The 14,400-nt window shown below is 43.9% G+C and carries 15 protein-coding genes; 3 read left to right on the top strand and 12 right to left on the bottom strand.

Going from position 1 to position 14,400, the window contains the following annotated elements:
- Positions 1–12 precede the first annotated feature (12 nt).
- A complete protein-coding gene (locus FM038_RS10505) occupies positions 13–294 on the bottom strand; it encodes a YcgL domain-containing protein (protein ID WP_195873247.1) in 282 nt (93 codons plus the stop codon).
- Between the two features lie 121 nt (positions 295–415).
- On the opposite strand from FM038_RS10505, the gene minC reads away from it, so the two are divergent.
- The 3 genes from minC to minE are packed head-to-tail and all read left to right on the top strand — an operon-like array spanning position 416 to position 2,178.
- The gene (minC, locus tag FM038_RS10500; RefSeq protein ID WP_142870723.1) at positions 416–1,081 is read left to right on the top strand and encodes a septum site-determining protein MinC; all 666 of its coding nucleotides are present in this window, start codon (positions 416–418) and stop codon (positions 1,079–1,081) included.
- 27 nt (positions 1,082–1,108) lie between these two features.
- Positions 1,109–1,918, top strand: a complete 810-nt coding sequence (minD, locus tag FM038_RS10495) for a septum site-determining protein MinD (RefSeq protein WP_142870724.1) — start codon at positions 1,109–1,111, stop codon at positions 1,916–1,918.
- Positions 1,919–1,920: 2 nt separating this feature from the next.
- The gene (minE, locus tag FM038_RS10490; protein ID WP_142870725.1) at positions 1,921–2,178 is read left to right on the top strand and encodes a cell division topological specificity factor MinE; all 258 of its coding nucleotides are present in this window, start codon (positions 1,921–1,923) and stop codon (positions 2,176–2,178) included.
- 76 nt (positions 2,179–2,254) lie between these two features.
- Here minE and rnd read toward each other — a convergent pair whose 3' ends face one another.
- The 11 genes from rnd to FM038_RS10435 all read right to left on the bottom strand — a co-directional run bounded on the left by rnd (position 2,255) and on the right by FM038_RS10435 (position 14,379).
- Positions 2,255–3,373 (bottom strand): ribonuclease D, encoded by a 1,119-nt coding sequence (gene rnd / locus FM038_RS10485; protein WP_142870726.1) that lies wholly within the window; start codon positions 3,371–3,373, stop codon positions 2,255–2,257.
- Positions 3,374–3,457: 84 nt separating this feature from the next.
- Positions 3,458–5,131, bottom strand: coding sequence for a long-chain-fatty-acid--CoA ligase FadD (gene fadD / locus FM038_RS10480; protein WP_142870727.1), 1,674 nt, complete (start codon positions 5,129–5,131; stop codon positions 3,458–3,460).
- A gap of 192 nt (positions 5,132–5,323) precedes the next feature.
- Complete coding sequence (locus FM038_RS10475; RefSeq protein WP_142870728.1) at positions 5,324–6,199, bottom strand: alpha/beta fold hydrolase; 876 nt, start codon at positions 6,197–6,199, stop codon at positions 5,324–5,326.
- A 218-nt stretch (positions 6,200–6,417) separates the two neighbouring features.
- A complete protein-coding gene (locus FM038_RS10470) occupies positions 6,418–7,248 on the bottom strand; it encodes a class I SAM-dependent methyltransferase (protein ID WP_142870729.1) in 831 nt (276 codons plus the stop codon).
- Between the two features lie 146 nt (positions 7,249–7,394).
- Positions 7,395–8,105 carry a M50 family metallopeptidase gene (locus FM038_RS10465; RefSeq protein WP_142870730.1) on the bottom strand — a complete coding sequence of 237 codons (711 nt, stop codon included), beginning with the start codon at positions 8,103–8,105 and terminating at the stop codon, positions 7,395–7,397.
- Positions 8,098–8,472, bottom strand: a complete 375-nt coding sequence (locus FM038_RS10460; RefSeq protein ID WP_142870731.1) for a hypothetical protein — start codon at positions 8,470–8,472, stop codon at positions 8,098–8,100. Before FM038_RS10460 ends, FM038_RS10465 begins: the two co-directional genes overlap by 8 nt.
- Before the next feature lie 55 nt (positions 8,473–8,527).
- Entirely contained in the window at positions 8,528–9,247 is a 720-nt protein-coding gene (gene tsaB, locus FM038_RS10455; protein WP_142870732.1) for a tRNA (adenosine(37)-N6)-threonylcarbamoyltransferase complex dimerization subunit type 1 TsaB, read from the bottom strand.
- A gap of 245 nt (positions 9,248–9,492) precedes the next feature.
- Positions 9,493–10,191: a glutamine amidotransferase-related protein gene (locus FM038_RS10450; protein ID WP_142870733.1), complete on the bottom strand. Its 699-nt coding sequence runs from the start codon at positions 10,189–10,191 to the stop codon at positions 9,493–9,495.
- A 62-nt stretch (positions 10,192–10,253) separates the two neighbouring features.
- The gene (locus FM038_RS10445) at positions 10,254–11,423 is read right to left on the bottom strand and encodes an iron-containing alcohol dehydrogenase (RefSeq protein ID WP_142870734.1); all 1,170 of its coding nucleotides are present in this window, start codon (positions 11,421–11,423) and stop codon (positions 10,254–10,256) included.
- Positions 11,424–11,476: 53 nt separating this feature from the next.
- Positions 11,477–12,922 (bottom strand): aldehyde dehydrogenase family protein, encoded by a 1,446-nt coding sequence (locus FM038_RS10440; protein WP_223293048.1) that lies wholly within the window; start codon positions 12,920–12,922, stop codon positions 11,477–11,479.
- An 89-nt stretch (positions 12,923–13,011) separates the two neighbouring features.
- Positions 13,012–14,379: a glutamine synthetase family protein gene (locus tag FM038_RS10435; protein ID WP_142870873.1), complete on the bottom strand. Its 1,368-nt coding sequence runs from the start codon at positions 14,377–14,379 to the stop codon at positions 13,012–13,014.
- Positions 14,380–14,400 lie beyond the last annotated feature (21 nt).

Below are 14,400 nucleotides of genomic sequence, written 5' to 3'. Positions count from 1 at the left end.
TCCCTTTGACTATTAATCCCTACTATAGCCGATCTCTTTTTTATGCTGTTCGAGTAAGTTAACCTTTGGAGGGGGTAATTGTAAATAATATCCGTTTTTTACCAATTCAGTTTTAACTTTATTAATATCTGCAAAGCCTAAATGGTCTCTCTTTGACAGGGGTAATATCATCACCAAAGTCGGAGTACCAAACATTTCCATTAATGGTTCAGGGACACGCTCAAATTCGTTGCGTTTCTCGACAAAAAGATAACTATCAGCTTTACAACGACTCTTATATACCGCACAGATCATATACTACCAACTTTCCAAACTATTCAACTTGCCAGCTATTGAGTCACACTATAACATGGACGGTTAGGAATATAATGCATATCAGCGTTCGCGCTGATTATTTATAAAGAGCAATATCGGAATGCAGAAACCCAGCCTAGAGTTGAAAGGCTCCTCTTTTACACTTTCTGTGCTTCATATCAATCATTTTGATCTGGACAAAGTCGCAGCAGAGTTAGATAGCAAATTAGCTATCGCCCCGCAGTTTTTTATTGGCGCCCCTTTGGTTGTCAATCTTAGTGCGATTACCGATCCTGATTATAATCTTGCGGCGCTCAAAGATCTGCTCACTTCAAGGCAACTCGTCATTGTCGGGATCACTGCTGCGATCACTGATATTGCTGTACAAGCTAAGCAGCTTGGCCTAGCGCAAATAAAATCAGGTAAGCAATCAACGAATCAACCTCAGCTACCTAAGACCACAAAAATCATTAAGCAAAATGTCCGTTCTGGCCAGCAGGTTTATGCAAAAAATGCTGACTTGATTGTAGTCGGAACTGTTGGTAACGGTGCAGAGTTAATTGCAGACGGGAGTATTCATGTTTATGGCCCGTTAAGAGGCAAAGCTATGGCAGGTGCTGCCGGCGATAAACATGCTGTTATTATTGCCAAATCTATTGAAGCAGAGCTCGTTTCGATCTCCGGGCAATATTGGCTTACTGAAAATATACAAGCAAATAGTACAACGAAAAGTGGTTGCATTAGGCTAGACGGTGAATCTCTCACTATCGAAGCCTTGCCACTTTAAAAGACAGATATAAGGATAGAACAACACATGGCGCAAATTATTGTTGTCACCTCAGGCAAAGGCGGCGTTGGTAAAACAACTACCAGTGCAGCTATTGCTACAGGTTTGGCATTGAAGGGACATAAGACTGTCGTTGTCGATTTTGATATAGGACTACGTAATTTAGATTTAATCATGGGCTGCGAACGTCGTGTTGTATATGACTTCGTCAACGTAATCAATGGTGAAGCTAATTTGAACCAAACCTTGATAAAAGATAAGCGTTGCGACAAATTATTTATTTTACCCGCTTCACAGACCCGAGATAAAGATGCCTTAACCAAGGAAGGCGTTGGTAAAGTATTACAAGATTTATCCAAAGATTTTGAATATATTATTTGTGACTCGCCAGCTGGAATCGAAACCGGTGCTATGATGGCACTGTATTTTGCCGACATTGCAATTGTCACAACCAATCCTGAGGTGAGTTCTGTTCGCGATTCAGATCGAATCCTAGGAATGTTACAGAGTAAATCTAAGCGCGCAGAAGAGGGTTTAGAGCCCGTAAAAGAGTACTTATTACTGACTCGTTATTCTCCTGCTCGTGTTGCTACTGGTGAAATGCTCAGTGTTGAAGATGTAGAGGAGATCTTAGCGATACCGCTTATCGGTGTGATCCCGGAGTCTCAAGCAGTATTGAAAGCATCTAACTCTGGCGTGCCAGTGATCATGGATCAAGAAAGTGACGCAGGAAAAGCATACAGTGACAGTGTTGCACGTTTACTAGGACAGGAATTACCTTTACGCTTTGTAACAGAAGAGAAGAAAGGTTTCTTAAAAAGGATATTTGGTAGCTAATTATGTCTTTACTTGATTATTTCAAAACAAAAAAGAAGTCCAGTACTGCATCGACGGCAAAAGAGCGATTGCAGATCATCGTTGCCCATCAACGTGGTGAACGTGATGCTCCTGATTATTTTCCTCAAATGAAGCAGGAAATTATTGATGTCATCAGAAAATATGTCAAGATCGACACAGATCAAGTCTCAGTACAATTAGACCAAAACGATGATAAGTTATCTGTTCTCGAATTAAACGTGACGTTACCTGAAAAGTAACTAAGATTTTATCTACTAATAAAAACGCCGTATCAGTAATGACACGGCGTTTTTTTTATTTATTTTCAGATTAAAACTAGATGTTTGATAATACCAGTTCTGACAATTTAGCTTCTACAAGCCCTTTGCGCCACCCTGACAGCAGTAAAGGTGCATCACCCTGTTTACCATCCCAAAGCCATTGTAAGTATTCATGAATATGGCGTTTTGAACCTAATAGTTCGATCGGTACAAGTTGCTCTTCTGCGATAGCGACTAAACAGTTTTTAATCGCTTTAAACGACGTCTTATAACCCGTTTTTAGTGCTATAACATCGATAGTTTTCGGTGGGTTCTCTACATCTGCAGTCTGCAGTAAAGCGAGAATATCCTTACCGTGAATTCGCTTTTCTTGCTCTGTCAGCTCCGTCATATTGAACAGTTCTTGACTATTCTTCGGCTGCTTTTTAGCTAAGGCAATCAAAGCATGATCTTTAACGACGAAACCTACCGCTAAGTCACGTGTGATGGCTCGCTTTAAGCGCCACTGAGCCAATACTTTTAGAAAAGCGAGTTGCCTAGAGCTTAACTGAAATGCATTTTTAACCTTGAGATAGGCTTGCTCGACATTAGGCGCCGCGAGCCGACCATTAGTCATACGTGCGCCTTCCTCGTAGACCCAATCTAATCGTCCTTGCTGCTCAAGTTTTTCCAGCAACTGAGGATAAAGGTTATAGAGGTAATAAACATCGTTCGCGGCATAATTTAACTGAGCCTCACTCAAGGGACGCTTCATCCAGTCAGTGCGTGACTCGCCTTTATCTAGACTAATGTCTAACGTTTGCTCTACCAGCTTGCCATAACCCAGCCCATGGCCAAAGCCACATAATGATGCCGCTATCTGGCTATCAAATAGTTTATATGGCTGACATTGACCATTTCGCGCAAACACCTCTAAATCTTCACTGCAAGAGTGAAGTACAGTGGTTATTTCAGGTAATACAAGCAAGTCCCAAAATTCAGACAAATTAGAGACTGCCACAGGATCGATAAGAGCCAACGTTTTGCCGTCGTATGCTTGGATCAGACCTAAGCGGGCATAATAAGTACGTGTGCGAACAAACTCAGTATCTATTACCAGTAGATGGCTCTGGCGATATTGCGACACGAGCTCAGTTAATCTCGCATCATCCTTTATATATTCAAACGCTAACAAATTATTCTCCCAGGGATCGTGGCGTAACCATAATAAAAGCCGGCATATAGCCGGCTTCAAGAGTTGATATATTCAGGAACAGGTTTAAGCTGACTTAACCTCATCCCTTAACTCTCTACGTAAGATCTTACCTACGTTGGTTTTCGGTAGCTCATCCCTGAATTCTACCAGCTTAGGCACTTTATATCCCGTTAAATGCTCACGGCAATGGTTAATGATATCGCGTTCGCTTAAAGATTTATCACTTGGCACCACAAATACCTTAACCGTTTCGCCAGACAGCTCGTTAGGTACCCCAACCGCTGCGACTTCAATCACATCTTTATGCATGGCAATCACTTCTTCCACTTCATTTGGGAAGACGTTAAAACCAGAGACTAAAATCATATCTTTCTTACGATCAACAATATAGAAATACCCTAGCTTATCCATGTAACCGATATCACCCGTAGCTAGGTAGCCCTGCTTATCGATGACTGTGGCAGTTTCTTCAGGTCGTTGCCAATATCCCTGCATAATTTGCGGGCCTTTAGCGAAGAGTTCACCAATTTCGCCTTGAGGTAACACCTTACCATCGTCGTCACGAATTTGAATGTCTGTCATAGCAACAGGAAAACCGATTGCTCCATTGTAACCTTCGAGGTTATAGGGACAACAAGTCACCAAAGGCGCAGCCTCTGTTAGGCCATAGCCTTCTAGTAACTTAGTCTTGGTAATGTTTTGCCACTTTTCCGCAACCGCGCCTTGAACAGCCATCCCCCCGCCTATTGAAAGCTTGAGGTGTGAAAAATCCAGCTGCTTAAACTCTTCTGAATTAACTAGCGCATTAAATAACGTATTCACCCCAGTGATCGCCGTATAAGAATGCTTCTTCAACTCGCCGATAAATGCGGGGAGATCCCTTGGGTTGGTTATCAGTAGGTTATTGGCACCTTTATGCATAAAGAGCAGACAATTTACTGTCAATGCAAAGATATGATAAAGCGGCAATGCCGTTACAACAAACTCTTTACCATCTTTGAGCATAGGAGAGTATGCCGCGTTCGCCTGAAGCAAGTTACTGACTACGTTACCATGACTCAGCATGGCACCTTTAGACACACCTGTTGTACCGCCGGTATACTGTAAAAAAGCTAAATCTTGATTAACAATTTTCGGCTTCACATATTGCATGCGACGCCCCTTACTCAAGGCCTTTCTCATTGAAATTGCATGAGGTAAGTCGTATTTCGGTACCATTTTCTTAATGTATTTAACAACAAAATTCACTAAGGTACGCTTTGGCGCGCTAAGAAGATCACCAAGTCCAGTTAAAATAACGCTCTCAACAGGCGTTTGCTCGACAACTTTTTCTAACGTGTGCGCGAAGTTGGACACCACGATAATCGCTTTCGCACCAGAATCGTTCAGCTGATGCTTTAATTCTCTGGGTGTATAGAGTGGATTGACATTAACCACCACCATGCCAGCACGTAAAATACCAAAAAGTGCAATAGGATATTGCAACAGATTAGGCATCATAATGGCTACTCTGTCGCCCTTTTCTAGCTTAAGCTCATTTTGAAGATAGGCGGCAAAAGCACGACTACGCTCTTCGAGCTTACGGTAGGTTAACGTCGCCCCCATATTAACAAAGGCAGGCTGGTCGGCGAATTTTGATACTGAGGTCTCAAACATATCGACGAGTGAGTCATATTGCTCCACATCGATCTGAGAGGGTACATCATCCGGTAAATTATTAATCCAAATCTGTTCCACAAGTCTCTCCTAAATCTCCACATCCAGTGGATACAAACCTATTGGTCTATAACTGCTTGCTAATCAGCAAACAAAAATCTGTTTTTTAATTATTTTTCAATCAACGCTCAATTCATACAGGCGTTTTAATTTAGATCATCATCACATAAATAGAGTAAAAAACCTAGCCCCTATTTTGCTATCTTAATTTCTTCATTGAGACATAAATAGATCAATTGACTCAGACACGGCTCGCGCATTACCCATATGTAGGTGATGATCGCCGGATATTTGCACATGGCAGAGACGATTAAACCATACTTCAGCCTTAGGTAATAAAGTGGTTATCTGTTCATAACCTGCGTCGGCCGTAATTAACAATGTCTCAACATCATGATCAGTCATCAAGGCATCGACTTGTTCGAAGGTCAATCTAATCGGCGAGTCTAATTTTAATCTAGGATCGCTTCGCCAACTCACACCTATGTCATGTTGTTGCATATTTCTTTCAACTAGCAGCCTGCACCACTTCTCTTCAAGACCTGTTAACCTTGATCTTGCCTTAATGGCGACCTCTATTGAATCATAAACAGTAGGTAAAGCGGCACGCTTCTTAGCCCATCTAAGATGACTAACAAAACTCGTCCTTAATCTTTGGTTATTCTTCGATGCAGACTCAAACAAGGGACTCACCGCTTCCATCAAGACTAATTTAGTCACTCTCTCAGGAAAGGCAGCAGTATAGGCAGCAGCAACTATGCCTCCTAAAGAATGTCCAATAAGTCCAGCCAAGGTTTGTTGCTCAGAAATTCTGTCTATCAATATTTCAAGATCATACAGATAATCTATCCAATGCAAAGGATATGCACCTGGTCTGTGCTCGGAAAAGCCATGGCCAGGCCAATCTATCGCTAAGATTTGATAATCTTGTAAATGCTTAGCCAGCGGCTCGAAGCTATTGGCATTATCCAGCCAACCATGAAGGGCTAATAACAAAGGTTTATCAGCCCTGCCCCAATGCCTTCCTGAAAGCCGTATATGAGGCAATTGAAATTCAATTTCCTTTCCCTCTGCACTTGAATGCCGCATAAATCGATCTCCTTTGGTCGTTCATATCGTCAGCCAGTTGACAGATCTGTTAATAGCCCGCTAAACAAGTTTTCTAGCACTTGTGCAAATTATTTTGATTTTGACTAAGACGTTTAATTGAGCGATATGAAGAGTGATTTGATACCCGTAGGTCTGTGGCAACCCAAGTCTCTTTAGGGGGCGAGAGATTGCCACAGTTTATTCTCTATGTCAGGTCATTATTGACTATTTTTGATAAATTTTAGCGTCATGCGATCGCTCTCACCAATGGCGAGATACTTTTCTTTATCTTGATCTTCTAAAGCCAGTCTAGGCGGTAAGCTCCAGACACCTTTTGGGTGATCTTTTGTATCTTTACTGTTGGCGTTAACTTCAGACTTAGCAACCAGTGTAAAGCCTACTTTCTCAGCTAAGGCGATAACTTCAGCTTCATCCATATAACCAGTTTTGGCATCCATTCCCGGATTGGCTCTATGCTCTACCACACCAAATGTACCACCAGTCTTAAGCACCTTATACGCTGATTCGAATACTGGTTGTAAGTGACCCTTCATCGCCCAATTATGCAGGTTTCTGAACGTCAGTACAGTATCCACACTGCCTTCATTGCCGAGGCTATAGAACTTTGGTGGCTCAAACGTCACAGTAGTGGCTTGGCCTAACGAGCTACGATTATCGTTAAGCCAACCTTCAAACTTTTTGCCAGCCTTGACTCGATAACCCTGCTTTTTCTTTTCGTCTTCTGTTTCAGTATTAAAGTTTCCCGCAACATATTGACCATCAGCAGCAAGATAGGGAGCAAGTATTTCAGCATACCAGCCTCCCCCTGGCCAGAGCTCAATGACTGTATCAGTCGGCTTGACTTCAAAAAACTTAAGCGTCTCTACTGGATGACGGTAATTATCGCGACTGGCATTCTTATCTTGTCTGAAGTCACTGCTCACCACTTGCTGTAAAGATACAGCCTCATGCCCCGAGGAGTGTGCAATGGCCCCCGTACTGGCTGTCGCAGTCAAAATTAAACTGGCTAAAAGCGTGCTGTTTTTCATTATTGCTTCCTTGTCGATGATAATTTTGATCCCAAGCTATCAGTACATACAGGTAAATCCAAGTGGGTTTACCTGTATATCTTCGAGTGAGTGACTGAAAATGGTGAGGAAATGTTACAGAAAAGATTAAAAACGATTCATTAGCACTATTTTGAATTTTTTGAAGCTGCACGATCAACACGTTGCCAGCATAGGAAAATCATCAAGGCACTGATAGCTAGCCAGATAAATACCCAAATCCAAGCTGGGATCCAAGTCGCTCCAGCCAACATGGCCGCATCGCCTTTACCGTTGAGCCCCAATAAAACCGTGGGGCTCGCTAAGGCGTTGAGCATGATCATCAAAGCCATCACCCTAAGTCCACTGCCCATAAATCGATTTCTATTCAATTTTAGTGGCAACAAAAATAATACCGCTAAGCTTGCCAGAATAGAGATTGTCAGTAAATCTCGTCCCCATAACAGCGTCGTCAAAACAACAGCAGAGCCTAATACAGCGAAACTAACACGTATTCCTTTCGGCCAGGTCGCCAGAATAAAGATCAAGTAGCCCCAAAGCGCTGCTCCAAAATATCCGCTAAAGCCAATGACGACGGGCCAGCCGCCTTGACTGAAACATAGGCCTGCACCATTTGGAAAAAGCTGAATATGACTCACTGCGCCGCCAGTTAATAAAGTAGCGATACCATGAGATAGCTCATGAAAATAGCTCTCTAGCCATTTAAAAGGCACACTAATAAAAGGCAGGCGGGTGATCAGTAATGCGACTAACAACTCGATTAAAAAACGTCCGCGGGTAGGAGCGCCAGACTTAGAAGCTGAATGAGGAGCCGTCATTGACCCCGTTTGATTAAGCATAAATATCGATACCTACCATCTGCTGAATGGCTTCTCTCTCTTGGGCATGTTGTGTTGTTAAGTATTGGGCCACGGCACTATCATTGGACTGAGTTTGTTTCTCGTATTGTAATTTGGCATCGACACGAGAGGCGACTTGCTCTTGGGTAGGTAGTTGTGGCTCTGAGTGTTGGCCTTGTTGAAGAACGTCCTTATCTAGCAAGTCTGTTTGATTAGCCATATCGTTAGACGATATGTTTTGCGCCTTTTCAACCCCTTCTACGGGGCCTTGCGCCTCAACGTTGTGACTCGCATTGGCTTGTTCAACACTCACCAATGTTGGGCTTTTGGTCTGAGGAGCATCAAAAATACTGGCTTGGATCTGCATAATACTCCCTTAATTTAACAGCCTAATCACCCATCACAAAATAGCCAGCAGAGCCTTACTCTCGCCCTGGTAGTTTTTTCCAGGAAACGGTGTCTCTGACATATACTGGGGCAAGTTCGTCTACTGTGGTCGATAATCCTTGAGTATACCCTTGCTTTGCTAAAGCTAACATAGATTTTGCATCCGGAAATTTAATGTTATCGGCTGGCACTATGTGACTTGAGAGCTCAAGTAGCTCTGGGTAAGTATCAAAACCTGTGCCTGTTGCGACAAGAGTCCCTTCTGTTTCCTGAGTGAGCCTAACCAGATCAGGGGCAATAACCGACTCTCGGCCAATCCCTTGAGCAATACCATCAATAACGATGAACTGTCCCCAATATACTTCGCCCATTCTGGCATCAATGGCTGCAATTATCTGTTCTGCGCCTTGATCATCATAAACGGCTTGAGCCATCGTTTGTAGCGTCGATAAGCCAATGACAGGAATATCTTGGCCCAATGCAAGCCCTTGAGTCATGCTAGTACAGATACGGATCCCTGTAAAACTACCAGGTCCTCGACCGTATGCGATAAGGTCAACATCAGCTAATTTGATATTAGCCTGCGATAACACACTATCAACCATAGGTAATATCCGTTGACTATGCTCACGCGGAACCACGGCTAATTCAGAAAATATTTTACCTTTAACCATTAACGAGGCCGAACAAGATTCGGTACACGTATCTAATGACAAGATAGTCAGTTCATCAGGGGATTTTTGTCGTTCAGTCATCTATTACCACAAACTATAAGGTGAAATAACGCTTGCCACAGCGTCAATGGCTGTGAAGCGTGGTGTTATAAAAGCTGTTAAAACGAATCAAATAACGCATGAAAAATAATATGATCTAAATATGATCTAGAAGTCATATACTTTTTAGCAACAGCAAATTCAAATTATAACCTATGTCACTATCCCTTGTCGGCCACTCGCGTTTAAAAATCGATACTAAGGTTTAATATTTACTCACTTAACGGCTATTTAATGAAATTGATAAGCCACCGCGTCACTAACTTATCATCTAGGGGTAAAGAGAGAGACGCTATCCCAGATTCGATTTGCTCGTGGGGGATCCTATCACGACGAACATGCATAAGATCTTTAGAATAGGTTTTGCTGAACTCGGGGTGACCCTGAATTCCGATAAAATGCTGATTAATTTGTATCATATAGTAAGGGCAAAACTCACTTGCCGCTAAAATTATCACATCTGGAGGCAGGAGTTTCACTTGATCTTGATGGCTAACAACCAATGATATTTCATTGCGGCCTTGCTCCATCCAATCTTGAATATGGGTCATTCGGGATGTATGAATTCCAACACCCCAGCCTTTATCTGACTTTTCAACCACCCCACCGAGTGCCTTAACCATCATTTGATGCCCGAAACAGATCCCGATTAATTTTTTGCGAGAATAGTGCAGCTTACAGATAAATTGTTGTAAGTCTTGTATCCATTCATCGATGTCATTCACACCATAGCGGCTACCTGTGGTGATATAAGCATCGCAATCATCAATCGACTTGGGGAACTCCCCATCTATGACTCGATAAACATTAAACTCGAGATCAACCTCAATCGACTTGAACAAGCGAGCAAACATCTCAGGATAATTTCCATGCTTCTCTCGTAACGCTTCAGTGACGTCATCACACTGTAAGATGCCAATGTTCATTTCGCTCTCCTGCTTCGTGGTGAGTCATATAAACGCCTATTGCTTTTCATATAATACACATCTTAGTCAAGCTGCCCTTTTACTGCGTCGCTAAAGACCATGGAGTATTGTACAGCGGTTAGCGGTATGGGGTTTCCCCCTGATGTGGCATCGGCTACAGCCATCTCCCCAATCAGTACACTATCGTCTAAAGTGATACCAATCTCAGCTAACGAATGAGGAATTGATAATGTTTTCCTGATGGCTAATATCCAGTCTAAAAAACCATCGAAACTGGCATCGTCAAGCGCTAAGTATCGCGCTAAGCGCGTGATCCGACCCTCTAACACCGAGCGATTTCTAAGTAGGACATAGGGCATCAAAATAGCATTTAACAAACCATGGTGTTTGTTATATAGCGCCCCTAAAGCATGCGCGATAGCATGCATTCCCCCAAGCCCTCGCTGGAAACTGGTAGCGCCCATCGTTGATGCAACTAACATCTGAGTACGCGCCTCAATGTCCTCACCGTTCGCCACAGCGGTAGGCAGGAACTCCTTTATCAATCTAATAGCTTCGATAGCAACGCCTTCGGCCATCGGATGATAAAAAGGCGCACAATACGCTTCTAAATTATGAGATAAGGCATCGAGTCCTGTTGCCGCTGTGATATTGGCAGGTAAGCCCGTTGTCAGGCGCGGATCGAGCAATACTCGACCCGGCAACATATCAGGGTGAAAGATAATTCGTTTTACGTGAGTGTCACTGTCTGTGTCTGTGATCACCGATGCTCGGCCAACTTCTGAGCCGGTGCCTGCGGTGGTGGGCACAGCGACAACGGGTAGCATTAACGCTGAATTAATTTGAGTCCAATTATCGCCAATATCTTCTGTTTGCCAAAGTGATAATGACTGCCTAGCTACCATGGCAATGGCTTTAGCAGCATCTAAACTAGAGCCGCCACCAAATGCAATAACCCCATCAAATTGGCCTCTATTTAGCACTTCAACACCCGTTCGAATATTTTCTCCGGTGGGATTAGCCTGAATATCACAAAACACTTCAATAGCTAAGTCTGCATCTAGGCACAGTGTGACCGCCTGTTTTACCATAGGTAAGTTTGCTAAGCCTGGATCGGTGACCAACAACACCTTCGACATCTTTAACTCAATACACGCGAAAGCGATCTGCTTAATGCAGCCATCACCCACAGTGATCGCTGTTGGGTAATTCCAATTTGCCGTTAATTCCATTGTATTATTCCTGTCGATTGCGGTTTCAGTCGCCCTGAGCCATCAAATCTTTGTTAATTATGTTTGATATGGAATGACTTAGGCCTGGTTAACGGCTCAAAACCCAGTGTTGATAAACTGCAGCCTCGACCAGACTGCTTAACGCCTGTCCAGGCAAGAGATGGGTCTAAATAGTCACAACGATTCAAGAAGAATGTGCCAGTCTCGAGCCGCTCACCGAGTGCGATTCCTTGACTGATATCGCGAGTGAAGATACTGGCAGTCAATCCAAACTCACTATCATTCATCAATTCAAGCGCCTGCGTGTCATCAGTTACACTCATGATCCCGACCACAGGACCAAAGGACTCTTCAGTCATGACTCGCATATCATGGGTCACATTGGTTAAAATCTGTGGGGCAAGATATGCCGTTCCAGGCTCACTTAAATTAAACAAGGTTTCATCAATGTGAGCAACCGCGCCTTGAGTGACGGCTTCAGCTATTTGGCCACGGACAAAATCAGCCGCAGCCGCTTTAACTAAAGGCCCTAATGTCACTTTATGATCATCTGAACGGCCTAATTTATACTCTTTGGTTAAGGCCACGGCTTGAGTGACAAACTCATGATAGACACTCTGATGGACATAGATGCGTTCAATACCGCAACATGACTGACCAGAATTAAAAAATGCACCATCCACTAGTGCTGACACGGCATTTTCAATATCGGCATCTTGACGCACGTAAGCCGGATCTTTACCACCAAGCTCGAGTCCAACGCCGATAAAACGCCCCTGAGCGGCCTTTTCTACCATTTGACCACCAAATACCGATCCCGTAAACGCCACATAGGCTATCTGTTCGTTAGCAATCAGTGCTGCGGTATCTTGATGATCCATATGTAAATACTGAAATACACCCCGTGGTAAACCGGCTTTAGTGAACGCATCAAACAGTCGCTCTGCACACAGAGGTGTTTGAGCTGAATGCTTTAAAATCACACAATTGCCAGCCAGTAGCGCAGGGATGATGGCATTGATCGCGGTTAAATAGGGGTAATTCCATGGTGCTATCACTAGCACAACCCCTAAGGCTTCACGTTTTATAAAGCGTGTAAAACCCGGTTTTTCTGCACATTCAATGTCTGCCAGAGCTTGTTCACACACGCTTATCATGTACTCACTGCGCTCAGCTACGCCGGCGAGCTCGCCAGCACCATAGCGTATAGGTCGGCCCATCATCCAGCTTAGCTCTTGGGCTATCTCCTCTTTATGACTCAGTAAAATATCAACAGCTGCCTGACAAAGGGATTTGCGGGTCGCCAACGAAGTCAACTTCCAACTCTTTGCTGAGCCATTAAATGCCTGAGATGCCAGTTTCACACAGGTATCCACTTGCTGCTTATCGGCTAGCGTTCGGGTCAAATAGACGCTGCCATCTATGGGGGAGACAGTCTGTTGAACCTTAGCGGCTTCACTGACGTCATCTGATATTTTTTCTTGCTGTGACATGTTCATTTAGCACTGAGCTCCCATTAAAAAGTACAAAAAATGCTTAACACCACTGACGTAACTCATTAGCCAATCAAGATTAAATGCCTGAGCGATTAGATGATCTCAAAATACCGCTCCATCTCCCAGTCACTGACATGCTTCCTGAACTCTCGCTCCTCCCATTCACGACTAATGGCGAAATGCTCGACAAACTGCTCACCAAAACACTCTTTCGCCGCCTTGGATTGTTTGAATCGTTGCGCGGCATCCCAAAGGGTACCAGGGAGTGCAAGAGAGGCATCATGTTGCTGTTCATAGGCATTACCTTTGACTTGAGCTTGAGGTTCGAGTTGATGCTCTATGCCGTATAAGCCACTGGCCAGCGCGGCGGCTAAAGCAAGGTATGGATTAGCGTCAGCGGCGCCCAATCGATATTCAATTCGCTGAGACTTGGCGCTGCCAGGGATAACTCTGAGTGCCGTGGTGCGATTTTCGACGCCCCAGGTGGCATCGGTCGGCGCCCAAAATCCGGGAACCATACGTGAATAACTGTTGATAGTTGGGGCTATCATGCACAGAAACTCCGGCATCAACTGCTGTTGTCCGGCGAGGAAATGACGCTGTAGTTTACTCATATTGTGGGGCTGACTGGGGTCGAAAAATACTGACTGACCATTTATATCCTGCAGTGAGAGATGAATATGACCGCTCTGCCCCGGATAATCACCGGACCATTTCGCCATAAAAGTGGCCATCAAGCCCCTTTTCTGTGCCAATACCTTCATATAGGTCTTAAATAGCGCACCTTTATCGGCTGCAGCCTCAACGCCATCTACAGCAATTGCGGCCTCAATAACCCCCGGCCCCGTCTCTGAATGTATACCTTCAATGGGGAAATCCATGGTTTCCCCCATCCCAAGAATCGCCTCATACAAGTCCGAATGCACCGAATTTCGGATCATCGAATAACCAAACCAATCCGGTGTCACGGTTTCTAAATTACGGTAGTTTTTCTCACGAATTGAATGAGGAGTCTCATTAAAAAGAAAGAACTCATATTCAAGCGCTCCGAACGCTTTGAGGCCCATTTTGTCTGCTTTTTCAATCACCCGCCTCAAAGTACCTCGTGGACAAACAACTTCAGCTTCCTCAGCAAACTCGGCGATAAACAGCAGCATGCCTGGCTCATCGACCACATCACGACAGGTCTGGGGCAAAATTCTCACTGGTGCATCCGGATAGCCGGTGTGCCATCCGGTGTACTTTGCATTGTCATAAAGCTGATCTTTCATGTCCCAACCAAGGACCACATCACAAAATGCAAAACCTTTCTCTAATGAAGAGAAGAACTTAGATTTAGACATATATTTACCACGCATGACACCATCATTATCAAACACCCCTACTTTGATATGACTCAATCCTCGCTCTTCGATTATGGCCTTGGCATCAGCGACATTCTTTACTTCCCTTGCTTGCATTCCCGTACTCATAGTCATGAT

This window comes from Shewanella eurypsychrophilus (genome assembly GCF_007004545.3).
GTDB lineage: Bacteria > Pseudomonadota > Gammaproteobacteria > Enterobacterales > Shewanellaceae > Shewanella > Shewanella eurypsychrophilus.
Note: the sequence above shows the minus strand (reverse complement) of the source record. Positions and strands in the feature narration are given on the sequence as shown.

Coding starts and splice junctions, on each gene's coding strand:
- FM038_RS10470 (WP_142870729.1), bottom strand. CDS start 7,248: ATGAAAAACAGCACGCTTTTAGCCAGTTTAATTTTGACTGCGACAGCC.
- minE (WP_142870725.1), top strand. CDS start 1,921: ATGTCTTTACTTGATTATTTCAAAACAAAAAAGAAGTCCAGTACTGCA.
- FM038_RS10440 (WP_223293048.1), bottom strand. CDS start 12,922: ATGAACATGTCACAGCAAGAAAAAATATCAGATGACGTCAGTGAAGCC.
- minC (WP_142870723.1), top strand. CDS start 416: ATGCAGAAACCCAGCCTAGAGTTGAAAGGCTCCTCTTTTACACTTTCT.
- FM038_RS10475 (WP_142870728.1), bottom strand. CDS start 6,199: ATGCGGCATTCAAGTGCAGAGGGAAAGGAAATTGAATTTCAATTGCCT.
- FM038_RS10465 (WP_142870730.1), bottom strand. CDS start 8,105: ATGCTTAATCAAACGGGGTCAATGACGGCTCCTCATTCAGCTTCTAAG.
- minD (WP_142870724.1), top strand. CDS start 1,109: ATGGCGCAAATTATTGTTGTCACCTCAGGCAAAGGCGGCGTTGGTAAA.
- FM038_RS10505 (WP_195873247.1), bottom strand. CDS start 294: ATGATCTGTGCGGTATATAAGAGTCGTTGTAAAGCTGATAGTTATCTT.
- FM038_RS10460 (WP_142870731.1), bottom strand. CDS start 8,472: ATGCAGATCCAAGCCAGTATTTTTGATGCTCCTCAGACCAAAAGCCCA.
- FM038_RS10450 (WP_142870733.1), bottom strand. CDS start 10,191: ATGAACATTGGCATCTTACAGTGTGATGACGTCACTGAAGCGTTACGA.
- tsaB (WP_142870732.1), bottom strand. CDS start 9,247: ATGACTGAACGACAAAAATCCCCTGATGAACTGACTATCTTGTCATTA.
- FM038_RS10445 (WP_142870734.1), bottom strand. CDS start 11,423: ATGGAATTAACGGCAAATTGGAATTACCCAACAGCGATCACTGTGGGT.
- FM038_RS10435 (WP_142870873.1), bottom strand. CDS start 14,379: ATGCAAGCAAGGGAAGTAAAGAATGTCGCTGATGCCAAGGCCATAATC.